17 protein-coding genes and 1 pseudogene are annotated in these 21,754 nt (G+C 67.5%); 8 read left to right on the top strand and 10 right to left on the bottom strand.

Annotated elements, in window-relative coordinates:
• Positions 1-87: 87 nt before the first annotated feature.
• The 10 genes from NFW05_RS01285 to NFW05_RS01240 form a co-directional block, all read right to left on the bottom strand.
• Positions 88-537 (bottom strand): Na+/H+ antiporter subunit G, encoded by a 450-nt coding sequence (locus NFW05_RS01285; protein ID WP_295302088.1) that lies wholly within the window; start codon positions 535-537, stop codon positions 88-90.
• On the bottom strand, positions 534-803 hold the full coding sequence (locus tag NFW05_RS01280; protein ID WP_295302087.1) for a K+/H+ antiporter subunit F: 270 nt from the start codon (positions 801-803) through the stop codon (positions 534-536). Before NFW05_RS01280 ends, NFW05_RS01285 begins: the two co-directional genes overlap by 4 nt.
• Complete coding sequence (locus tag NFW05_RS01275; protein WP_295302086.1) at positions 797-1,288, bottom strand: Na+/H+ antiporter subunit E; 492 nt, start codon at positions 1,286-1,288, stop codon at positions 797-799. The genes NFW05_RS01280 and NFW05_RS01275 overlap by 7 nt, the downstream gene beginning before the upstream one ends.
• Positions 1,285-2,802, bottom strand: a complete 1,518-nt coding sequence (locus tag NFW05_RS01270) for a monovalent cation/H+ antiporter subunit D (RefSeq protein WP_295302084.1) — start codon at positions 2,800-2,802, stop codon at positions 1,285-1,287. The genes NFW05_RS01275 and NFW05_RS01270 overlap by 4 nt, the downstream gene beginning before the upstream one ends.
• Positions 2,799-3,125: a Na+/H+ antiporter subunit C gene (locus NFW05_RS01265; RefSeq protein WP_295302083.1), complete on the bottom strand. Its 327-nt coding sequence runs from the start codon at positions 3,123-3,125 to the stop codon at positions 2,799-2,801. Before NFW05_RS01265 ends, NFW05_RS01270 begins: the two co-directional genes overlap by 4 nt.
• Positions 3,125-5,911 (bottom strand): monovalent cation/H+ antiporter subunit A, encoded by a 2,787-nt coding sequence (locus NFW05_RS01260; protein WP_295302398.1) that lies wholly within the window; start codon positions 5,909-5,911, stop codon positions 3,125-3,127. Before NFW05_RS01260 ends, NFW05_RS01265 begins: the two co-directional genes overlap by 1 nt.
• Positions 5,912-6,045: 134 nt before the next feature.
• Positions 6,046-7,113: a GNAT family N-acetyltransferase gene (locus tag NFW05_RS01255; RefSeq protein ID WP_295302082.1), complete on the bottom strand. Its 1,068-nt coding sequence runs from the start codon at positions 7,111-7,113 to the stop codon at positions 6,046-6,048.
• A gap of 10 nt (positions 7,114-7,123) precedes the next feature.
• Positions 7,124-8,359 carry a DegT/DnrJ/EryC1/StrS family aminotransferase gene (locus tag NFW05_RS01250; protein ID WP_295302080.1) on the bottom strand — a complete coding sequence of 412 codons (1,236 nt, stop codon included), beginning with the start codon at positions 8,357-8,359 and terminating at the stop codon, positions 7,124-7,126.
• A gap of 84 nt (positions 8,360-8,443) precedes the next feature.
• Positions 8,444-9,688 carry a pyridoxal-dependent decarboxylase, exosortase A system-associated gene (locus tag NFW05_RS01245; protein ID WP_295302079.1) on the bottom strand — a complete coding sequence of 415 codons (1,245 nt, stop codon included), beginning with the start codon at positions 9,686-9,688 and terminating at the stop codon, positions 8,444-8,446.
• A 38-nt stretch (positions 9,689-9,726) separates the two neighbouring features.
• On the bottom strand, positions 9,727-11,352 hold the full coding sequence (locus NFW05_RS01240; protein WP_295302077.1) for an acyl-CoA ligase (AMP-forming), exosortase A system-associated: 1,626 nt from the start codon (positions 11,350-11,352) through the stop codon (positions 9,727-9,729).
• Positions 11,353-11,513: 161 nt separating this feature from the next.
• Here NFW05_RS01240 and NFW05_RS01235 point away from each other — a divergent pair, with 161 nt between their 5' ends.
• The 8 genes and pseudogenes from NFW05_RS01235 to NFW05_RS01200 all read left to right on the top strand — a co-directional run bounded on the left by NFW05_RS01235 (position 11,514) and on the right by NFW05_RS01200 (position 21,379).
• A complete protein-coding gene (locus tag NFW05_RS01235) occupies positions 11,514-11,873 on the top strand; it encodes a DUF485 domain-containing protein (RefSeq protein WP_295302075.1) in 360 nt (119 codons plus the stop codon).
• Positions 11,873-13,561: a cation acetate symporter gene (locus NFW05_RS01230; RefSeq protein ID WP_295302073.1), complete on the top strand. Its 1,689-nt coding sequence runs from the start codon at positions 11,873-11,875 to the stop codon at positions 13,559-13,561. The genes NFW05_RS01235 and NFW05_RS01230 overlap by 1 nt, the downstream gene beginning before the upstream one ends.
• Positions 13,562-13,782: 221 nt before the next feature.
• Positions 13,783-15,096 carry a glycerate kinase gene (locus NFW05_RS01225; RefSeq protein ID WP_295302071.1) on the top strand — a complete coding sequence of 438 codons (1,314 nt, stop codon included), beginning with the start codon at positions 13,783-13,785 and terminating at the stop codon, positions 15,094-15,096.
• Positions 15,097-15,147: 51 nt separating this feature from the next.
• Positions 15,148-17,763 carry an alanine--tRNA ligase gene (gene alaS / locus NFW05_RS01220; RefSeq protein ID WP_295302069.1) on the top strand — a complete coding sequence of 872 codons (2,616 nt, stop codon included), beginning with the start codon at positions 15,148-15,150 and terminating at the stop codon, positions 17,761-17,763.
• A gap of 26 nt (positions 17,764-17,789) precedes the next feature.
• A pseudogene (locus NFW05_RS01215) lies at positions 17,790-17,915 on the top strand (threonine aldolase); the annotation flags it as partial.
• Between the two features lie 29 nt (positions 17,916-17,944).
• Positions 17,945-18,439 (top strand): NUDIX domain-containing protein, encoded by a 495-nt coding sequence (locus tag NFW05_RS01210; RefSeq protein ID WP_295302067.1) that lies wholly within the window; start codon positions 17,945-17,947, stop codon positions 18,437-18,439.
• Between the two features lie 63 nt (positions 18,440-18,502).
• Positions 18,503-19,852, top strand: a complete 1,350-nt coding sequence (locus NFW05_RS01205; protein ID WP_295302065.1) for a lytic transglycosylase domain-containing protein — start codon at positions 18,503-18,505, stop codon at positions 19,850-19,852.
• Between the two features lie 345 nt (positions 19,853-20,197).
• The gene (locus tag NFW05_RS01200; protein WP_295302062.1) at positions 20,198-21,379 is read left to right on the top strand and encodes a LuxR C-terminal-related transcriptional regulator; all 1,182 of its coding nucleotides are present in this window, start codon (positions 20,198-20,200) and stop codon (positions 21,377-21,379) included.
• Positions 21,380-21,754 lie beyond the last annotated feature (375 nt).

Genomic DNA, 21,754 nt, shown 5'->3' with positions numbered 1-21,754 from the left:
ATCGGGTTGTTGGCCGGTCGCGCAGGCTCATGGGCAGGGATGCCGGCGGCACGGCCCAGACCAGCGCAAGCGGCGCGGATTCTAGCATCAAAGCTCGGCGCCGGCCCCGCCGGAGCATCTGCCGGGTGCAGGTGGACCGACCGTATCTGCTCCGCCGGTATCTTTCCCGCGGGTCTTCGCGTCCTGTGTCGAGGACTCGGGAGCGAGTTCCGGACCTGCCGCAGGATGAATCTCGCCAGCGGGCGGGCGGCGGTGCAGCGCGGCCTTGGCCAGGAGGTGGGCAGAGATCGGCGCGGTGATGAACAGGAAGAAGAGGATCGCCAGTTCGTGCAGGCTCAGGCCGGTTTCTGCGGTCTGCGAAAAGAAGATCGCCGAAGCGAGCAGAATCGTGCCGACACCGAGCGTCGTCGCCTTGGTTGGTCCGTGCAGGCGGGTCAGGAAGTCGGGGAGTCTTGCCAGACCGATCGCCCCGAGCAGCACGAAGAGCGCGCCGACGACGATCAGCACGGCGACGAGCGCTTCGCTGACCGGGTTCATTCGATGATGTCGCCGCGGAGAAGGAAACGGCAGAGTGCCGTGGCGCCGACGAAGCCGAGCAGTGAGAGGAGCAGGGCGGTCTCGAAGTACGCCGTGCTGGCGGCCTCGATCCCGTAGAGGACGAGCAGGGCGATGGCGTTGATGCCGAGCGTGTCGAGCGCGAGGACTCGGTCGCTGGCCTCCGGACCGCGCACCAGCCGGTACAGTGCGAGAATCAGCGATGCGCCGATCAACAGGAAGGCGATCTCGAGTGCGGCCTTCAACATCCGAAAATCTCCTTCAATGGCGCTTCATAGCGCGTCTTTATCTCGGCAATCAGCGCGGCCCGGTCCGGGGAGTCGAGTGCATGGACGAGCAGTGTCCAGCGCTGCTGGTCCACGTCGATGGCCACCGTTCCCGGGGTCAACGATACGACACTGGCCAGCAGCGTCGCGACGAACGGATCGCGCAGGTCGAGGGGGACTTCGACGAGCGCTGGCGACAGGCGGTGCAGCGGGCCGATCACCTGACGCGCGACGCGCAGGTTGGCAAGCACGATGTCGGCCGAGAAGACGCCGAGGAAACGCAGCGCCAGCCCCGGCCGGGCGAGGCGCGGCGCTTCGGGCCAGAACGGTCGGGTGATCAGCGGCAGCATGACGGCGAGCAGCGCGCCGAGCAGAAGCAGACCCGCCGATTCGGCGTTGGTGATCGTCGCCCAGACGAGGAAGATGGTCAGCGCGAGCAGCGGGTAGGGCAGGAGCCTGGCGATCATCGGGATCCTTTGTCGGTCTGTCGTGCAGGCTGGCCGCCGAGGACTCCTGCCACGTAGGCTTCCGGGGCGTGCAACTGGGTGGCGGTGCGCATCGCCCAGCCGGACAGCGGTTGAGCGAGTCCGGCGAGCAGCGGGCCGGCGGCGACGACGGCGAGTGTCGCCGCGCTGCGCTGCCAGGCGGTCGCCGGTGCGGGCTGCTCGCCGGCAATCGCCTGCTGCCTCCAGACCAGTGTGCACCCGCCGCGGGCCAGGGCCAGCATGACCAGCAGCCCGGAGACCAGCACGACCGTCCAGATCAGCGCTCCGCCGTCGACCGATCTGAGGCTGTCGAGGAGCATCAGCTTGGCGACGAACCCGGAGAAGGGTGGCAGGCCGACGCTGGTCATCGCGGCGACGAGGAAACCGAGCTTCAGCCAGTTTCCGGACCAGAGCGGACCAGCCGTGAAGCGGTCGCCGGCCGGTCCCCGCCTGGAGGCGACTTCGCCGGCGATGAGGAAGAGCGCGGCGCCGGCCAGCGACGAGTGGACCAGGTAATAGAGGGCGGCCGCGTCGACCCGGGTGCTCGCCTGGGCGGGTGTGAGCAGCAGGGTTCCAGCCGAGAGAAGGACCAGCCAGGCGGTCAGCGTGCGCAGGCGCGAGGCCGCCAAGGCGCCGAGTGTCGCGACGGCGATCGTCGCCAGTGCCAGAGTCGTCAGCCACCCGTCGAGCAGCGAGGCCAGCGACGGCGCCAGAACCGTCGTCTGCAGGCGCAGAATCGCCACGATGCCGACCTTGGTCATGATCGTGAACAGCGCAGCGACGGGAACTCCGGCCGCCGTATAGGTCGGCGGCAGCCAGAACGAAAGCGGCAGCAGGCCGGCTTTCAGGGCAAAGACGGTGATCAGCAGTGCCAGCGCGAGCCGGGCCAGTGCCGGGTCGTATCCCGGTTGCGCCAGACGCTGCGCAACGTCGGCGAGGTTGAGCGTGCCGAGCGTGCCGTAGAGCAGACCGAGGGCGATCAGGAACAACGCCGAGCCGATCAGGTTGAGCACGACGTAGCTGATCCCTGCGCGCGTTCTCGAGACGCCGCCGCCGTGGGCCAGCAGGGTGTAGGAGGCGAGCAGCATCACCTCGAAGAAGACGAAGAGATTGAACAGGTCGCCGGTCAGGAAGGCCCCGGTCAGGCCGAAGAGCTGCAACTGGAAGAGGGCATGGAAATTCCTGCCGCGCTCGTCGAAGCCGGCGCTGGCATGGAGCAGCGAGGCGAAGCCGAGGATCGCCACGAGCAGGGTCATCGCTGCCGCGAGCCGATCGACGACGAGGACGATGCCGAACGGTGCTGGCCAGTCGCCCAGGGCGTACACGCGGAGCTCGCCGTCATCGGCGAGCAGCGCAAGCCACGCGCTGGTCAGCAGCAGCACGGCGCAGGCCACGGTGCCGATCCAGCGCTGCACGGCGAGGCGCTGGCAAGCCATCTGCAGAAGGGCGGCGGCGAAAGGAATCAAGAGCGGAAGGATCGGCGCGTGGCGGATCACCGGTCGTCCCCGCAGTCGACGCGGTCGCTGCCCGACTCGGACAGACCACGCAAGGCGAGCATCGCCAGGTAGGCGGTCATGCCGAAGCCGATGACGATCGCCGTGAGGACCAGCGCCTGGGGCAGCGGGTCGGTGCTCGTCGCTCCGGCCTGGACCAGCGGCGGCGCGTTGAGGCGCAGGCGGCCGCTGGCAAAGAGGAAGAGGTTGACTGCGTAGGAAAGGAGCGTCAGGCCGAGCAGCACCGGAAAACTTCTTGCGCGCAGGATCAGGAATACCCCGCAGGCCGTCAGTGCGCCGATCGCCGTGGCCAGTAACGCTTCCATCAGGTGCTCCCTCGGTGCGCGCGCAGCGAAAGGGTGCCGAGCCCCGACAGCACGGCCAGCGCGACGGTGACCACGACGACATAGACGCCGAGATCGAAGACCATCGCCGAAGCCAAGCCGATCGGTCCAAGCAGCGGCACGGTCAGCTCTCCGTGCGTGCTGGTCAGGAACGGCCTTCCCCAGGGCCAGCTGGCGACGCCGATCCCCGCGGCGAGCAGCAGACCGAGAGCCAGCCATCTTTCGGGCTTCCCGGGCAGGCGCGGCTGGGCGAAGGCGATGCCGTTGGCCAGGTACTGCAGAATCAGCGCGACGCTGGTGATCAACCCGGCGACGAAGCCACCGCCGGGAAGATTGTGTCCGCGCAGGAAGACATATACCGAGACGGCGAGAGCCAGCGGCAGCAGCGGACGAACGAGCATCGCGAGAAACAGCGGGTGCGCGTCGCGCGCCCACGGGCGGCCATCCGCGTCACGATCCGGTGCGCGCAGGATTAGGCGATCGAGCAGCGCCTGCGAGGCCAGCGCGACCATCGCCAGCACGGTGATCTCGCCGAGAGTGTCGAAGCCGCGGAAATCGACGAGGATCACATTGACCACGTTCGTACCGCCGCCACCGGGAAGCGCCTGGTCGAGGTAGAACCCCGAGAGCGGAGCGAAGGGGACGGCGAGCATGCGCAGCGTGACCAGCATGATCGCGCCGCCGGCGAGACAGGCGATGAACGCGTCGCGGATCAGTCGCGGAGCGCTGCTTGCCGGCGCGCTGGTCGGCGGCAGGTAGTAGAGGATCAGCAGCATCAGGATGATCGTCCCGGTCTCCACGGCGAGTTGGGTCAGCGCGAGGTCGGGTGCCGAGAGGCGAACGAAGGTCAGTGTCACGACGAGACCGACGACGCTGACCAGGATCAGCGCGAGCAGCCGCTTCCTGTGCAGCACGGTCGCTCCGACGCATCCGAGCAGCAGCGCCAGCAGGGCGGCGATCGCCGCCTCCTCGGCCGGATGGCCGGCGATGGTCGCCTCGCTCGCCGCTCCCGAGAAGAACGCCCAGCCGCCGAGCAGCAGTGTGAAGCAGAAGAGCAGGAAGCAGTAACGCTGCAGCGAACCGTTGTCGATCGTCGCCAGCAGGCGCCCGGCGCCTCCGGCGAGCTTGCGGTGAGCGCGCTCGAAGGCCGTTCCGGCATGGACCGACGGCAGTTCGTCGTACCAGGCGAAGAGCGGGCGACGCAGGACGTAGATCAGTACCCCGCCAGCCAGAGCCACCAGGCTCATCAGCAGCGGCCTGTTGAAGCCGTGCCAGAGCGCCAGTTCGAAGTCGGGCAGCGGGCTGTGCAGCGCTGCGGCCGCGGCGGCCTCGAGCAGGGGAGCGACGCTCCACGCGGGAAGGATGCCGACCACCAGGCAGAGCAGGACGAGCAGTTCGACTGGCGCGCGCATCCAGCGAGGTGGTTCATGGGGCTCCCGCGGCAGGTCGACCGGTTCGCCGTTGAAGAAGACGTCGTGCACGAAGCGCGCCGAGTAGGCGACCGCGAGCATGCCGGCGAGCGTCGCGAACAGCGGCAGCGCCCAGCCGATCAGCACGAACTGCGGCGAGCTGACCGTCTCGGCGAAGAACATCTCCTTGCTCAGGAAACCGTTGAGCAGCGGCACGCCGGCCATCGACGCGGCGGCGATGATCGCCAGTGTGGCAGTGATCGGCATGCGCCGGAACATCCCGTTGACCCGGCGCATGTCGCGCGTCCCGCACTCGTGGTCGATGATCCCGGCAGCCATGAACAGCGACGCCTTGAAGATCGCGTGGTTGATGATGTGGAAGATCCCGGCGATCACCGAGAGCGGTGTTTCGAGTCCGAGCAGCAGCGTGATCAGACCGAGATGGCTGATCGTCGAGTAGGCCAGCAGGCCCTTGATGTCGTTCCGGAAGAGGGCAGCCGCCGCGCCCCAGGCGAGGGTCAGCGCGCCGGTTCCGCCGACCATCCAGAACCAGAGGTCGGTTCCGCCGAGTGCCGGGTAAAGGCGAGCGAGCAGGAACACCCCGGCCTTGACCATCGTCGCCGAATGCAGGTACGCCGAAGCCGGCGTCGGCGCAGCCATTGCGTTGGGCAGCCAGAAGTGGAACGGAAACTGGGCCGATTTCGTGAATGCGCCGAGCAGGACGAGGACCAGCATCGGCGTGTAAAGGGCGTGCGCGCGGATGCGCTGGCCGTTCTCGAGAATCGCCGGGATCTCGTAGCTGCCGGCGATCTGGCCGAGCAACAGGAAACCGGCGAGTAGCGCCAGGCCACCGCCACCGGTCACCGCAAGGGCCATTCGTGCGCCAACCCGGGACTCGTTTCGCTGGCCGTGGTAGGCGACGAGCAGGAACGACGAGACGCTGGTCAGTTCCCAGAAGACGAGCAGCAGGAGCAGGTTCGCCGAGAGCACGATGCCGAGCATCGCGCCCATGAAGAGCAGCAGGACCGAAAAAAAGCGCCCGAGGCGATCGCCTTCCGGGAAATACCACGCGGCGTAGAGCACGACGAGCAGGCCGATGCCGAGGATCAGCAGACAGAACAGCAGGCCGAGGCCGTCGAGGCGCAGGCTGAGATCGAGCCCGTAAGCCGGCAGCCAGGCCCAGGCGAAGGTCGCGACCTGCCCGGCGAGGACCGCCGCGGCGAGCGGTGCGAGCACCGCCAAGCAGGCGGCCATGACGGCCATCGCTGCAGACGCCGCGCTCGTCCGTCCGAAGCGCTGGAACAGCAGCGGCAGTGGAACGCCCGCAAAGGCGAGAGCCGGCAGGGCTGCGAGGAGCAGACTGGCAGGCTCAGGAATCCCGTTCACGCAAGAGGAACCCCGGTTGGCGAGGCAGACGGGCTGCCGGAGACGCGATTATAGTCGCCGCGCAGCGTGCGGGTCCGCCGGGCGGTGAGGCCGATCGGAAGACTTCGCTATTGGCTGTTTTCGCCGGACTTCGGCGCGCCTTGCGACCGGTACCAGTCGGCGATCTTCCTGATCAGCGGCCAGCGATACACGGTCAGGTGATAGAGCGTGCGCCGGCTACCGGTCCACCGCGTGTGCCACTCCACCATCCGCCCGTAGTACTCGATCCGGTCGATGTGCTGGTCGGCGTAGAGCGCGGCGATCACCTCCTGGTGCAGCAGGAAGGCGGGCGAGTACGCGCTGAGCGATTCGTCGTAGGTCGTCTTGAGGATCACCAGCGTTCCCGGGCGCCGCAGGCAGAGGTTCGAGGCGACGACCCGCTCCCCGAAGAGGTACTCGTAGATGACCGCTTCGCCGTGCTCCGCGGCGGTCTCGAGCAGCCGGCGATAGAAGCGTCCCTGAGCGTTCTCGGGGTGGATCGCCGATCCCTGCGCTGCTTTCCAGCCGGCACTCTCGATCAGCCCGTAACGTTCGACGCCTCCAGCCATTTCCGAGGGATCGCTCAGCGTGCGCAGGCGCGTCGCGACACCTTCGGCGGCCAGCCGGTTCCTCTGCTTGCGCATGTTCTGGCGCAGGTTCTTGCCGCGTGCATTCCAGTACTCGTCGAAAGTCCCGTGCAGTTCGATCCACCCGGTGTCGATGTAATCGCTGCTGAGGACACAGCGCGAGTCGTCGCCGCGTGGTGAAAAAAGTGGGTCGATCCGGGTGATCGAGAGCATCAGACAGAGACCCAGCGGCCCGCTCGTCAGGCTTTGCGCGAGTTCCGGCAGGGACCGGTCGGCGCTGGCGACCCACGCGCCGAGCGGAATCTGCGACGGCTGGAAGGTGACCCAGGAGCACCGGCCGAGCGGGCGGAGCAGGAAAAGCGTGACGATCCGCCCGCCTTCTCGGCCGACCAGCAGTCGCTCGTTGCCTTGCCCGAAGACGTCGAGTGCGCTGAGCACGGCACTGGCGCTGAGGAACGGGAGGTCGCCGCGCTCGGCGTTCAGCCGGTCCCAGGCGGCGAGCAGATCGGGTTTGCGCTGCAGCGCGCTGGCTGGCTCGTTCTGCCAGGTCAGCCGGGATACTGTGGACATCAGCGGACGTCTATGTCGTGGATTGATCGTGGTCTCGGGGTGCTGCGGTCAGATCGGCGGGTCTGGCGAGCAAATCCAGGGTCGCCCGGGCCGTCCGCGCGACATCGTCTTCGCCGAGATCCTGGTGACAGAGGAGCTGCAGCACATGTTTGCTCCAGGAGGGCGCGAGATCGCCGCGGATGGCCGGTGTGCCGGGCCAGATACGGTCCCAGCGGAATACAGGGAGCCCTTGCGCCCGCAGCGCGTGGTAGACGCGATCGGCATCGTCGACCCAGAGCGGAAAGACGTACGGAACGGCGGCATCGTCAGGCGACTCGAAGAGCTGGTGAGCGCCGCAAGTGCCGGAAAAGTGCTCTCGGTAGATGGCGAAGTTGCGCCTTCGCCGGTCGATGATGTGTCCCCGGGGAAGCAGCCGGCGCAGCACCCGCGCGGTCCACGCCGGGGCCATCGCGATGCGCTCCATATTGCAGCTGCGCATCATCAGCTCAGCCGCCGACGCCGTCGCGCCGTGGCTGACCGGGTTCGGGTCACGCGTACCGGACAGCGCGTTCTTGACCCGGAACAAGCCGGCGAGCAGCGTATTGATGCCGCGCAGACGCTCGTACATCACTGCTCTTTCGAGCACGTCGGCCCAGGCCTTGACCTGCGAATGGAATCCCTGGGGCGAGAGCTGCAGGGACAGGAGCGGCTTCCTGGCCGAGGCCAGAACGCCGCCTTCCGGGACCGGAAAGAATTTCGACAGACTGGCCGTCGCGTAATCCCCCCAGGTACCGACGGGGCGGTCTCCGGCATCGCCGAAGTAGCAGTGTGCGCAGTCTTCGATCAGCGCGATCTGGTGCTCGTCGCACCACTGCCGGACTTCGGTCAGCGAATGGGCGAGTCCGAAATAGTGCGAGACGAGCATCGCTTTCGCCCGCCCGGCGAGTGCCGGGTCGATCGTCTCGAGGTTTGGCAACCCGTCTTCGCGTATTCCGAAGTAGCCGACCTCGAGCCGTGCGATGAGCACGGGGGCGACCATCGTCGGACAATGATAGGTCGGAACCAGAACGACGCTCCCCGGTTCGAGCCGAAGCTGCAGGAGTGCCTGGTAGATCGCCGCCCGGCCGCTGGTCGTGACGCACGAGTTGCCGAGGTCGTCGATGCTATGTACGCCTGCACCCCTGGCGCCGTGCGAGAAACTCGACCAGTCGAGGAGCGGCGCGGTGGGCAGGCCGGCGGCCCTGAAAGTCGTGCCTTGCCTGCTCATCGGAGCGATGGCGCGCAGCAATGGCGAGCGATGCGCACGAGGCAAGGCGACGAGCCCGGCGCGGCGTTGGTCCGGCGAGGCCGTTCAGACGAGGACTTCGACACAGGGTGGATGCCCGAGAAAGGCCTGCGGGCTGGCGGTGAGTCCGTAGGCGCCCGACTGGAAGATAACGACCAGGTCGCCGACGTCGGCTTCGGCCATTTCCATGCGCTCGGCGAGCAGATCGAGCGGCGTGCAGAGAGGACCGACGACCGAGACGACCTCGCGTTTCGCGGGGCTCATCCGGTTGCCGATGACCAGCGGGTAGTTCTTGCGGATGACCTGGCCGAAGTTCCCCGAAGCGGCGAGATGCTGATGCAGCCCGCCGTCGCAGACGAGGAAGGTCTGGCCGCGCGACACCTTGCGGTCGATGACCCGAGTGACGTAGACACCCGCCTCGCCGACCAGGAAGCGGCCGAGTTCGACGACCAGCTCGGCTTCCGGCAGTTCGCGCGACGCGCGCTCGACGATGCCGGCAAGATTGTCGCCGATCGGGCCGAGGTCGAGGGGCTGCTCGCCGGGGAAATAGGGGATGCCGAAGCCACCGCCGAGGTTCAGGAAGCGGACCGGTGCGGGAGCCAGCTCAGCGAGCCTCGCGGCCAATTCGTAACTGCGCGCCTGGGCTTCGACGATCGCCTCGGGCCGGAGGTTCTGCGAGCCGGCAAAGAGATGGAAACCTTCGAAGGCCAGGCCCGTCGCAGCGATCTCGGCGAGCAATTGCGGTACCTGCTCGGCGTCGACGCCGAACTGCCGGGCGCCGCCGCCCATCTTCATTCCCGAACTCTTGAGCTCGAAATCCGGGTTGACACGCACGGCGACCCGTGGCGTGAGACCCGTTTCGTCGCCGATCGCGGCCAGGCTGGAGACTTCGCCGAACGATTCGACGTTGACCAGGATTCCGGCGGCGACCGCCTGGCGCAGTTCGCCGAGCCTCTTGCCCGGGCCGGCAAAGCTGATCTCGCGCGGGTCCGCGCCGGCGTCGAGGGCGACTTTCAGTTCGCCGCCCGAGGCCACGTCGAGGCCATCGACGAGTCGCGCCATGTGGCCGACGAGCGCGGGCATCGGGTTGGCCTTGATCGCGTAATGCAGCTTCAGCGCTTTGGGCAGGACGGTCCTCAGGGTGCCGACGCGCTCGTCGAGCAGACGGCGTTCGTAGGCGTAGAAGGGCGTCTGGCCGACTCGGGCAGCCAGCCGCGAAAGCGGCATGCCGCCGACGAGCAGTTCCCCGTCGCGGACGGCGAAGGCGGTCAGTGGGGCGTGGGTGGGTGCGAGCCGTTGGCTCTGGGTCACGAGAATCGTTCCTCGCAGGGCAGGTGTCGGGATTCGTTTCAGGCTTCGGGCCGATTGCTCGTCGCTGTCCGTCCTGTCTGGGCGGTTACTGCGGCGGCGAGTGCCTTGCGGTCCATCTTGCCGTTGGGATTGCGCGGCAGTGGGCCACGGCGCACGACGATCTCGGCGGGCACCATGTACGCCGGCATTCGCCTTCGGCATTCGGCGAGCAGCGCCGCGTGGTCCAGCGCCTGGTCGCCGGCTGGCGTGACGATGGCCACGATCGCCTGGCCGAGAGCCGGATGATCGACGCCGAAAGCCACGCACTCGCCGACCAGCCTGGTCGCGTAGATCACTTCTTCGACCTCGGTCGGGCTGACCCGGTAGCCGGAGGTCTTCATCATCTCGTCGCGCCGCCCTATGAAGTAGAGGAAACCGTCCTCGTCGATGCGCACCGTATCGCCTGAGAAGACGGCGATTTCGGGCAGGACGAGCCCGGGTTCGCGTCCGGGCAGCGTCGCCGGCAGCGGCCTGTAGCGCTCGGCGGTCTTCTCGTGATCGTTCCAGTAGCCCATGCCGACCAGCGCGCCGCGGTGTACGAGTTCGCCGGGTTCATTGGCCGCGCACGCCGAGCCGTCCTCGCGCAGGACGAGGATCTCGGCGTTTGGAATCGCCTTGCCGATCGAGTCTGGGCGCCGGTCGACCTCTTCAGGCGGGAGGTACGTCGAGCGGAACGCCTCGGTCAGACCGTACATCAGGAAAGGCTTGCTCTGCGGCAGCCGCTGGCGCAGCGCGGCAAGCGTTTCGCGCGGCATCCGCCCACCGGTGTTGGCAAAGTAGCGGAGGTGCTCGCCGATTGCCTCCGGCCAGGCGAGCTGGGCGAGCTGGATGTACAGCGGCGGAACCGCGGTCAGACCGGTGACCGACTCGCGGGCCATCGTCCTGAGCACGTCCTGGGCCAGCAGGTAGTTGAGCAGCACGACGCGCGCGCCGACGTGGAAGGCGGTGGTCAGCTGGCTGAAGCCGGCGTCGAACGAGAGCGGCAACGCGGCGAGCAGCGCGTCGTCGGCGCGGTTCTCGAGGTAGCTCGCGACGCTCTTTGCCCCGGCGACCATGTTGCGGTGCGACAGGACGACTCCCTTGGGTCTGCCGGTACTGCCCGAGGTGTACAGGATCGCCGCCATGTCCGTGTCGATCACCCGGTGGCCGTCGCTCGTCGGCGCGTCGAGCAGCTCACTCCAGCCGAACAGCGGAGGCATTCCGTCGCTCGCCGGAGTGGTCTGGCCATTGACCAGCACGACCTGGCGCAGGTCGTGACACGCCGGCAGAACCGGGGCAAGCAGCGCGAGGCGTTCGCTCGAGGTGACCAGCGTGCGGACGTTGCAGTCGCGCAGGATGTAACTGACCTGGTCGGCCTTGAGCAACGGGTTCAGCGGGACGAAGACGCCGCCCGCGGCGGTCGCTCCGAAACTGGCGACGATCGTCTCGAAGCGCTTTTCGAGGTAGATGGCGATCCTTTCGCCGCGCTCGAGTCCGAGGCCGATCAACCCGCCGACGAAGCCGTCGACCGCCTGCTCGAGCGCCGCGTAGCTCATCGACTCACGCCCTGAGGACAGAGCGGTCGCTTCCGGGGTGCGCCGCGCCGAGCAGCGGATCAGTTCGTGGAGGAGGGTCGCTTCGATCATCGTCATGGGGGTCGCGGCGGTCGGACAGCTGCGGATTTTACCCAGAAGACCGCTCGCGGCCGTGAAATTGTTCCCCTCGTTCGTCGTGCGCTCAGCCGGTCGTTCCCCGCGGTTCACGTAAGGCCCCAGTAAGCAACGGCCATTAGGATTCCCGTCCAGTCATGCTCTGTGACTCTATACGTCCACATCCAGAAGAGGAGGAGACCACGGTGAACGAAGACATCGTCGCCCGGATTGAGGCCAATCCGAAGTACCACGAACTGGTCAGCAAACGCAACGGTTTCGGGATATTCCTCTCGATCCTGATGATCATCAACTACTACGGCTACATCCTGCTGATTGCCTTCAACAAGGAGTGGCTGGGCACCAAACTCGGCGCGGGGATGACCACCTCGATCGGTATTCCGCTCGGGCTCGCGGTGATCGTGATCACGATCGTCCTGACCAACGTCTATGTTCGCCGTGCGAACACCGAGTTCGACGAACTGAACGCCGAGATCATCAGGGAGGTGAACAAGTAATGATCAGCAAATCGACACGCCAGCTGATCGGGCTGGCCCTGGGCCTCGCGGCTGCAGGCGGAGCACTGGCCGCCGGCGCTGACCTCGGCACGACGCAGAAGCAGGCGACCAACTGGGTGGCGATCGCGATGTTCGCCATTTTCGTGGCCATCACGCTGGGCATCACCAAGTGGGCGGCGGCGCGGACCAAGACGGCGGCCGACTTCTATACCGCCGGGGGCGGGATAACCGGTTTCCAGAACGGTCTGGCGATCGCCGGCGACTACATGTCGGCCGCTTCCTTCCTCGGAATCTCCGGCCTGGTGTTCGCCAACGGCTTCGACGGGCTGATCTTCTCGATCGGCTGGCTCGTCGGCTGGCCGGTGATCACCTTCCTGATGGCCGAACGCCTGCGCAACCTCGGCAAGTTCACCTTTGCCGACGTCGCTGCGTACCGCTTTGCCCAGGTTCCGATGCGCACGTTCGCGGCCACCGGCTCGCTCGTCGTCGTGGCCTTCTACATGATCGCCCAGATGGTCGGGGCCGGCCAGTTGATCAAGGTGCTCTTCGGCCTCGACTATACGGTCGCGGTGGTCATCGTCGGCGTGCTGATGATGTGTTACGTGCTGTTCGGCGGAATGACTGCGACCACCTGGGTGCAAATCATCAAGGCCTGCCTGCTCCTCTTCGGTGCGACCTTCCTGGCCCTCTCGGTGCTCTGGCAATTCGGCTTCAGCCCGGAAGCCCTGTTCACCAAGGCCGTCGAGGTGCACACCAAGCACGACGCGATCATGGCTCCGGGGGCGCTGATCAAGGATCCGGTGTCGGCGATTTCGGTGGGCATGGCGCTGATGTTCGGTACTGCCGGTCTGCCGCACATCCTGATGCGCTTCTTCACCGTGCCGAGCGCCAAGGAAGCCCGCAAGTCCGTCGGCTGGGCGACCACCTGGATCGGTTACTTCTACATCCTGACCTTCATCATCGGCTTCGGCGCGATCGTCAATCTGGTTCCGCATCCCGATCTGTACTTCGTCGATGGTGAAATCGCCAAAGGCCTCAGGGGCGGCGGCAACATGCCGGCGATCCTGCTCTCCGAGGCACTGGGTGGCAACATCTTCCTGGGCTTCATCTCGGCGGTCGCTTTCGCGACGATCCTCGCGGTCGTTGCCGGTCTGACGCTGTCGGGCGCTTCGGCCGTTTCGCACGACCTGTACGCGACGGTGTTCAAGCATGGCAACGCCGACTCGGCTTCGGAACTGCGCGTCTCGAAGATCACCACGGTCTGTCTGGGCATCTTCGCCGTCTTCCTGGGCATCGCCTTCGAGAAGGAAAACGTCGCCTACATGGTCATGCTGGCTTTCGCCGTGGCGTGTTCGGCGAACTTCCCGATCCTGTTCATGGCCGTGCTGTGGAAGGACTGCACGACCAAGGGCGCGGTTGCCGGCGGCATCGTCGGGCTGGTGTCTTCGGTGGCCCTGACCATCATGTCGGCCTCGGTCTGGGAAGCGGTGATGAAGAACCCGAAGGGCAGTGCATGGTTCCCGTACTCTTCACCGGCGCTGTTCTCGATGACCGCTGCGTTCATCGTGATCTATGTGGTTTCCAAACTGGACAACAGCGCACAGGCGAAGCTCGAGCGTTCGTTGTACCCGGCGCAGAAGGTGCGTTCGGAAACCGGTCTCGGCGCCGCCGTGGCATCCGGTCACTGAGCGACGATCCGTTGCCTGCCGGCCGCCTGGCCGGAAAGAAGCCCGGGAGCGGCCTGCTCCCGGGCTTTTCTTTGCCGCTCAAGGCAGATTCACGGCAACGACGACGCCGGACCGCGGATCGAACGCGCTCAATCAGCCTTGCCTGGAGTGGGAAGGACGAGAAGGTCAATGCGCGTCCCTGAGAGGCAAGACAGGCCGTCCTGGATTCCAAAGGTTCCGGAATGGGGGCTGATCGAGTTGCCGACGCCGCGGCCAGGAAACTCCTCGGCGACCTGTTCGCCGCAGCGGTCGGCTACGCGCAACCGGCATCGTGTCTGCCAGCGCACCTGCCCGAGTCGCCGCGCGGAAGACTGATCGTCGTCGGTGCCGGCAAGGCGTCGGCAGCCATGGCCCGTGCCGTCGAGGAGCACTGGTCGGGCGCGCTCGAGGGGCTCGTCGTCACCCGCCAGGGTTACGCCGTTCCCTGTACGCGGATCGAGGTCGTCGAAGCGGCGCACCCCGTGCCCGACGCGGCCAGCGTCGATGCCGCGCGGCGGATCCGGCAGAGGGTTTCCGGGTTGACCGACGACGACCTCGTCCTGTGCCTGATCTCGGGGGGTGGCTCGGCGCTGCTCGCCGAACCGGCTCCCGGGCTGACGCTTGCCGACAAGCAGGCGCTCAGCCGCGCGCTGCTGGTCAGCGGCGCGACGATCTCGGAGATCAACTGCGTGCGCCGCCATCTCTCGGCGATCAAGGGCGGGCGGCTCGCACTGGCCTGCCGGCCGGCGAGGGTGCTGACGCTGCTGATCTCGGACGTTCCCGGAGACCGTCCGGTGGACATCGCTTCGGGTCCGACGGTCGGCGATCCGACGACCTGCGCCGACGCGCTGGCGATCGTCGAACGCTACCGCATCATGCTGCCGGCGAGTGTCCGGCGCTGCCTCGAGCGCGGCGAAGGCGAGAGCATCAAGCCCGACGACCCGCGTCTCGCCGGATGCACGACACGGCTGATCGCCACGCCGCAGGCCGCTCTCGAAGCCGCGGCGCGGGTCGCCCGGCAAGCCGGCGTTCGGGCGCACATCCTCGGCGACCGGATCGAGGGCGAAGCGCGCGAAGTCGGCCGGGTGATCGCGGCGATTGCCCGGCAGATCGTCGACCGCGGCCAGCCGTTCGCCGCGCCTTGCGTCCTGCTTTCGGGTGGCGAGACGACGGTGACCGTCCGCGGCCAGGGCTGCGGCGGCCGCAACGTCGAGTTCCTGCTCGCGCTGTCGATCGCCCTCGCAGGATTGCCCGGCGTGTATGCACTCGCCGCCGACACCGACGGCGTCGATGGCCGTGCGGAGATCGCCGGCGCGCTGGCTTATCCGCACACGCTGGCCCGTGCCTGCGCGATCGGGCGCGACCCGCGGGCGAGCCTCGCCGACAACGATGGCCACGGATTCTTCTGCGCGCTCGGCGATTCGCTGGTCACCGGCCCGACGCTGACCAACGTCAACGACTTCCGCGCCGTGCTGATCACCGCCAGCGCGCCGGCGACCGGGCCTTCGGCCGGGTGATACGTTAGAATCGCGACTCCTTGAACGAACTCCCGAAAGGGATCGACGACGATGAAAAGCGCCGAAATCCGTGACAAGTTCCTCAGGTTCTTCGAGTCGAAGGGTCACCGGATCGTCCCTTCGAGTTCGCTCGTCCCGCACGACGACCCGACACTGCTGTTCACCAACGCCGGGATGAACCAGTTCAAGGACGTTTTCCTCGGGTTCGACAAACGTCCGTACCTGCGTGCGACGACCTCGCAGAAGTGCGTCCGCGCGGGCGGCAAGCACAACGACCTCGAGAACGTCGGCTATACCGCGCGCCACCACACCTTCTTCGAGATGCTCGGCAACTTCTCGTTCGGCGACTACTTCAAGCGCGACGCGATCCTTTACGCGTGGGAACTGCTCGTCGAGGTCTATGGCCTGCCGCCGGACCGGCTGTGGGTCACCGTCTATGCCGAGGACGACGAGGCCTACGCGATCTGGACGGGCGAGATCGGCGTACCGGCCGAGCGGGTGGTGCGCATCGGCGACAACAAGGGGGCGCGCTTCGCCTCGGACAACTTCTGGATGATGGGCGACACCGGGCCCTGCGGCCCGTGCTCCGAGATCTTCTACGATCACGGTGAAGGCATTCCTGGTGGGCCGCCGGGATCTGCCGACGAGGACGGAGACCGCTACATCGAGGTCTGGAACCTCGTCTTCATGCAGTACAACCGCGACGAGGCCGGGGTGATGCATCTGTTGCCGAAGCCTTCGGTCGATACCGGCATGGGCCTCGAGCGGACCGCGGCGGTCCTGCAGCACGTGCACAGCAACTATCAGATCGACCTGTTCGTTCGCCTGATCGAGGCCGCGGCGCGCGAGACCTCGGCCGAGGACATCGACAGCCCGTCGCTGCGCGTGCTCGCCGACCACATCCGGGCGTGCTCTTTCCTGATCGCCGACGGCGTGATCCCCGGCAACGAGGGGCGGGGCTACGTCCTGCGGCGGATCATCCGGCGAGCGATCCGTCACGGTTACAAGCTCGGCGCGCGGGCGCCGTTCTTCCACCGGATGGTTCCCGACCTGGTCGCCGAGATGGGCTCCGCGTATCCGGAGCTGGCGGCCGGGCAGGAGCGGGTCGGCGAGGTGCTGCGCAACGAGGAGGCGCGCTTCTTCGAGACGATCGAGCACGGGATGAGCATCCTCGAGGGCGAACTCGCGGTCATCGGCGAGGCCCGCGTGTTCGATGGCGAGACCGCTTTCCGGTTGCACGACACCTACGGCTTTCCGCTCGACCTGACCGCCGACGTCTGCCGTGAGCGTGGAGTCAGCGTCGACGTCGCCGCTTTCGACGCGGCGATGGCGCGCCAGAAGGAGCAGGCGCGCGCCGCCGGCAAGTTCAGGATCGCCGCCGGGCTCGAATACGCCGGGCCGGAGACGACCTTCCACGGCTACGAGACGATCGAGCATGCGGGAAAGGTGCTCGCGCTGTACCGCGACGGCAGCCCGGTCGACAGCCTCCGCGAGGGTGAGTTGGGCGTTGTCGTGCTCGACGAGACGCCGTTCTACGCCGAGTCGGGCGGGCAGGTCGGCGACCGCGGCGTGCTGCACGCCGCGCGCGGGATTTTTGCGGTCGAAGACACGCAGAAGATCCAGGCCGCGGTCTTCGGTCATCACGGCGTCGTGCGTACCGGCGAAATGCGCATCGGCGACCCGGTCAGCGCTCGCGTAGACGGGATCGCCCGCGCACGCACGGTGCGCAACCATTCGGCGACGCACCTGATGCACAGGGCGCTGCGCGAGGTGCTCGGCAGTCACGTACAGCAGAAGGGCTCGCTGGTCGATCCCGAGAGGACCCGCTTCGACTTCGCCCACCATGCGCCGATGACCGCCGACGAGATCCGCCGCGTCGAAGTCCTGGTCAACGACGAAATCCTCGCCAACACCCCGGCCGAAGCCTGTGTCATGCCGATCGACGAGGCGCGGCGCTCGGGGGCGATGATGCTCTTCGGCGAGAAGTACGGCGAGCAGGTCCGGGTGATGAGCATTGGTTCGTCGAAGGAATTCTGCGGCGGCGTCCATGTCCGGCGCAGCGGCGACATCGGGCTGTTCAAGATCGTTTCGGAAAGCGGCGTCGCCGCCGGTGTCCGGCGAGTCGAGGCGGTGACCGGCGACGGTGCGTTGGCGGTCGTCCAGCAGCAGCAGGCGATGCTTGCCGACGCCGCAGCCGCTTTCCACGCTTCGATTCCCGAAGTGCCGGCGAAGCTCGCGCAGGTCCTCGACGGTGTGCGCTCGCTCGAAAAGGAACTCGCCCGTCTGAAGGCACGGCTGGCCTCGGCGCAGGGTGACGAACTGCTCGCCCAGGCGGTCGAGGTCCGGGGCGCATGGGTCGTCGCGGCGCAGCTCGACGGCGCCGACGTCAGCGGCCTGCGCGCGGCGGCCGACAAGCTGCGCGACAAGCTGAAGAGCGCTGCGGTGCTGCTCGCCTCGACGACCGACGGCAAGGTGACGCTGATCGCCGGTGTGACGCCCGACCTGACCGGCCGCGTCAAGGCTGGCGAACTCGTGAATATGGTCGCCCGCCAGATCGGCGGCAAGGGGGGCGGTCGACCGGACATGGCGCAGGCCGGCGGCAACGATCCGGCGAAGTTGCCGGCGGCGCTCGCTTCGGTGCGCGAGTGGGTCGAACAGCGCCTCTGAAGCTCCTCGTCTCGCGGCAGGGGGCGATGGCCCGGCAGTTTGCCAGTGACGACTCCGCTGGTGTCTGCCCGGAGGCGTTGGCCGCGCTGATCGCGGCCAACCAAGGCCACGTCCGCTCGTACGGAGACGACGACTGGCCGCAGCGTGCCGCAGCCCTTTGCGAGCTCTCGCCGAGTTGCCGATGAATGCCTGGCGCTTTTGTCCGCTGTGCGGCGCGGGACTCGTGCCGAGCCAGGTCGGCGAGCGGCCGCGGCTCGCCTGCAGCGCGGGCTGCGGCTTCGTGCACTGGGACAACCCGGCGCCGGTTCTCGCGGCGCTCGTCGAAACCCAGGGGCGGATTCTGCTCGCGCGCAACCGCGCCTGGGCCGAAGGCGCTTTCGGGCTGATCACCGGTTTTCTCGAACGCGACGAGGAGCCCGTTGCCGGGGTCGCGCGCGAGGTCCGCGAAGAGGTCGGCCTGAGCGCGGTGGGCGTCGCGCTGATCGGCGTCTACCCGTTCGTCCGCAGGAACGAGGTGATCATCGCCTATCATGTCGTCGCCAACGGCGACATCCGGCTCAACGAGGAACTCGCCGAGTTTCGCCTGATCGCTCCCGAAAGGCTCAAGGCCTGGGACTTCGGGACCGGTCTCGCAGTCAGGGACTGGCTGTCTTCCCGGGCGACCGCCGGGCGCTGATCGTCGCGGAAGCAGGCTCGGGCGCCACGACGCGTCGCCGATCCGCCATTGGGGAGCGAAACAATGAGGCCATCGATTGCGCTGCTGCTGGTTTTTCTGGTCGGGTTGTCGACCCCGGTCGACGCGCGCGACAGCGATCTGCGGGTGATCGAGGCGATCGGCGGCTTGCTGCAGAAGAAGGCGCTGCCGGCCGATCGGGCGCGCCGCGCTTCGCCAGTGTCCACGGTCGAGGCCAGCGAGATGTGGGACGCGTTCCTCACCCAAGTGATCAAGCGTTCCGCTCGCGAAGCCCGGCCGGGCAGCCGGCGCAACGAATTCCTGCTCGTCCTGCTCAGCGGTCGGTACGACGGCCTGGACCTGCTGGCCAGGGACGCGCCGGTTCCCGACCCACTGCGCGAACTCTTCCTGCAGAGCTGGGAGCGGCTCGCGCCGCAGCTCCAGGGCCTGGTCGGCGAACTCGATGCGCAGGCCGCGAAGCCGTTCCGCGCGTTGCTCCAGGCCGGCGAGGCGCTCAAGGCGGCGCAGGGCCTCGGCGAGGCGATCGGTGTGCCGATCACTCCCGAGATGCTTCGCGACCTCGCCCGCCTCGTCCTCGCCGACAGGAAGTTCGACCCGCTGTTCTACGACCTGGCCGTCGACCCGGAACTTCGCTCGCTGTTCGGTTTCGGCGCGCCGCTCGAACCCGGGCCGCGCAGTTCGCTGCTCGCCGCGCGCCGGTCTTCGTTTGCCGAGATTGCCCTCGAGCGGGTCGTGCCGGCAGCCCATGCGGCAGCACCCGAGGCACCGGCAGGCGGCGAGGGCGAGACCGCAGATCTGGTCAGGCGGCTGAACAACTGGTTGCCGACGCGCGACGATCTCGCCGAATATCTGGCCGAGATGCGCACGATGCTGCTGCGCACCGCCGAGGCGACGGTGGCCAGCCGCGAGGGCGAGGGGCACGCGCTGGATCCGCGGTTCCGCGCTCTCTACGAGCACGTGGTCCTCGCCACGGCCTGGCAGGAGAGCTGCTGGCGCCAGTTCGTCCGGCTCAAGGGCAAGGTCCAGCCCTTGCAGTCGGGGCTCGGCGCAGTTGGCCTGATGCAGGTCTACCCGCGTGTCTGGCGGGGTTTCTACGACGTCTCCGGATTGCAGTCCGACATCGGTTACAACGGCCGTGCGGGCGCAGAAATCCTTCACCACTATCTGCTCGACTACGCGATCGCCCGTGGCGAAGGCGTCGCCGACGGCAGTTCCGACGACCTCGCGCGAGCGACCTACGCGGTCTACAACGGCGGGCCGGGCCATCTGACGCGTTATCGCAACCCGAAGCAGCGAGCGGATCTCAAGGCAATCGATCTGTCATTCTGGCAGAAGTACCAGGCGGTCAAGGCCGGCAACGAGTTAGAGGTCGGCAAGTGCATCGCCGGCCGGTAGATCCCGGCGGCCGAAGGCCGCTGCGTGGTCCGTAAGGCGCGTCCGCCCGGAGCTTCGCCGGCGGCCCCGGCCGGCGCGCTGTCGAAAAAATTTACAGCGATCATTGATCGCTTTTCCGATCGCGGCGAAAGAAACGTTAAATCAGCTTCAGTTCCTCTCTGGAACAGGGCTTGCTTCTCACTTCCCTCAGAAGGCGTACCGCTTCGTCTGGCGGTGATCCACGGTTGATCTGACCTGGTGCCGGCGGCGCACGATCGCGGCGCTCAGGAACCTGGCTCGGCCCCGGCCGAGTCGACCGGCCCCCCAGGCCTGCCTGCCGTCGTGTAACCCATAGCGATCCTCACAATGAGCATGGATGCAGAAGAGTCGGACGGCCGCGAGAGCGGCAGCCCCGAGCAGAGTGAAGAGACTGCGCCTTTGCCGCTCGCGCTGTCGCGCAGGCGATGGCCAGGTCCGAGCCTGAGGCAGGTGGTCAGCGACTGTCTGGCCGGACTGGAGCCTCTACGCGCGGTTGCCCAGCGCAGACGGTTGGCCGTGCTGAGGGGCGACGATCCACTGGCGGGGGCTACGCTGGCAGCGAGCGACCCGGTAGTCAGGCTGTTCCCCGGTGAACGCAGCGCGCGACCGGCAGCGCCCACCCGAAATCACCCGGCTGTCGTGCCTTTGCCGTTCGGTGAGCGCCGGCGCGCGGAGCGCCGGCAGGTCGCCAGGCGAAGTGAGGACGGCGATCCCGGCCACTGGCGGTCGGTCGATCGCCGGCAGGGCGAGCGCCGGGCCTGGCCGGCTGTGGATCGGCTGGATGAAGGGCTGGGCCAGCGGCCGGAAGCGACGGGGGCGAACCGTTCGCGGCGCGATGGCGCGATTCCGGTGCTCGTCGCCTCGCAGCGCAAGGATCTCGTCGCGGGCATCGGTGTGCGCCTGGCCGCCGAAGGTGGAATCGATTTCGCCGGGGCCAGCCCGGACGCGCTGGCCGACGTCGCGGGCCTCGTCAGGCGGTCGTCGGCCGAGGTCGTTCTCGTCGATACCGCCTTGCTGGCCCTGCTCGGGGTCGGCTGTCTCGATCAGGCGCGCAAGGCCAACGGCCGCGCGAAACTCCTGCTGCTCTGGGACGAGGCCTATCCCGTGCCGATCGACGACATCGAGAGGAACAGCGTCTGCGGCTGCATTCCGTTGTTCGCGTCGGCACGGCATTACGCGCGGGCGATCCGTGAGGTCAGTCAGGGCGGGCTGTGGCTTCCGCGCTGGATGATGAGCCAGATCTGCCAGCGGATTCTGGTCCGAGGGTTGGTGAAAGACCAGGCAGGCGGTGAGCGGCCCGTTCCCCTGTCGCCGCTGACCGCGCGCGAAGCGGCGATCGCCCGGCGTGCCGCGGCGGGTCAGACGAACAAGGAGATTGCCCTCGAACTGAACGTCTCCCCGGATACCGTCAAGAAGCACCTCGGCGCCGTGTTCAACAAGGTCGGCGTGCGGCGACGCAGCCAGCTCGCCTACGCCGTGGCCCTGCTCGACGATGAAAAGCCCGGGTGATCGGTGGCTGGCCGGTCGGCGACCCAGGGGTCTCTCCGTACCCATTTGGGGAATAGGCAAGCCACTCGGGCGAGGCTATTTTGAGGAAGGTTGGAGCAACATCGGAGCGCGGTTCGTCCTGTCCGACCGTGGCTCGCTCCAGGAAGAACAGGAAAGCGTGACCGGCGATTGCTGGGCGGTCACGCCTTCGGTAGGCAGCAGCAAGGATTTTCCCGCGTCGTGCCGGGTCCGGCAATCCTCCGGGCCGGCGTCAGGAAGGCGTCGGGAAAGCACATTCAATGAATTCGGATTCAGGGAGTAGGCAGCCATGGCGACCACAGTAAAGACCAACAAGGGTGACTATGCACCGGGCGAGACCGCACACATCTCTGCCGA

It is taken from the genome of Accumulibacter sp. (assembly GCF_023806625.1).
Classification (GTDB): Bacteria; Pseudomonadota; Gammaproteobacteria; order Burkholderiales; family Rhodocyclaceae; genus Accumulibacter.
Note: the sequence above shows the minus strand (reverse complement) of the source record. Positions and strands in the feature narration are given on the sequence as shown.

Excerpts from the sequence above, each read along its gene's own strand:
- NFW05_RS01285 (WP_295302088.1), bottom strand. The coding sequence starts at position 537 with ATGAACCCGGTCAGCGAAGCGCTCGTCGCCGTGCTGATCGTCGTCGGC.
- NFW05_RS01280 (WP_295302087.1), bottom strand. The coding sequence starts at position 803 with ATGTTGAAGGCCGCACTCGAGATCGCCTTCCTGTTGATCGGCGCATCG.
- NFW05_RS01275 (WP_295302086.1), bottom strand. The coding sequence starts at position 1,288 with ATGATCGCCAGGCTCCTGCCCTACCCGCTGCTCGCGCTGACCATCTTC.
- NFW05_RS01265 (WP_295302083.1), bottom strand. The coding sequence starts at position 3,125 with ATGGAAGCGTTACTGGCCACGGCGATCGGCGCACTGACGGCCTGCGGG.
- NFW05_RS01255 (WP_295302082.1), bottom strand. The coding sequence starts at position 7,113 with ATGTCCACAGTATCCCGGCTGACCTGGCAGAACGAGCCAGCCAGCGCG.
- NFW05_RS01250 (WP_295302080.1), bottom strand. The coding sequence starts at position 8,359 with ATGAGCAGGCAAGGCACGACTTTCAGGGCCGCCGGCCTGCCCACCGCG.
- NFW05_RS01240 (WP_295302077.1), bottom strand. The coding sequence starts at position 11,352 with ATGATCGAAGCGACCCTCCTCCACGAACTGATCCGCTGCTCGGCGCGG.
- NFW05_RS01235 (WP_295302075.1), top strand. The coding sequence starts at position 11,514 with ATGCTCTGTGACTCTATACGTCCACATCCAGAAGAGGAGGAGACCACG.
- NFW05_RS01230 (WP_295302073.1), top strand. The coding sequence starts at position 11,873 with ATGATCAGCAAATCGACACGCCAGCTGATCGGGCTGGCCCTGGGCCTC.
- NFW05_RS01225 (WP_295302071.1), top strand. The coding sequence starts at position 13,783 with ATGGGGGCTGATCGAGTTGCCGACGCCGCGGCCAGGAAACTCCTCGGC.
- alaS (WP_295302069.1), top strand. The coding sequence starts at position 15,148 with ATGAAAAGCGCCGAAATCCGTGACAAGTTCCTCAGGTTCTTCGAGTCG.
- NFW05_RS01210 (WP_295302067.1), top strand. The coding sequence starts at position 17,945 with ATGAATGCCTGGCGCTTTTGTCCGCTGTGCGGCGCGGGACTCGTGCCG.
- NFW05_RS01205 (WP_295302065.1), top strand. The coding sequence starts at position 18,503 with ATGAGGCCATCGATTGCGCTGCTGCTGGTTTTTCTGGTCGGGTTGTCG.
- NFW05_RS01200 (WP_295302062.1), top strand. The coding sequence starts at position 20,198 with ATGAGCATGGATGCAGAAGAGTCGGACGGCCGCGAGAGCGGCAGCCCC.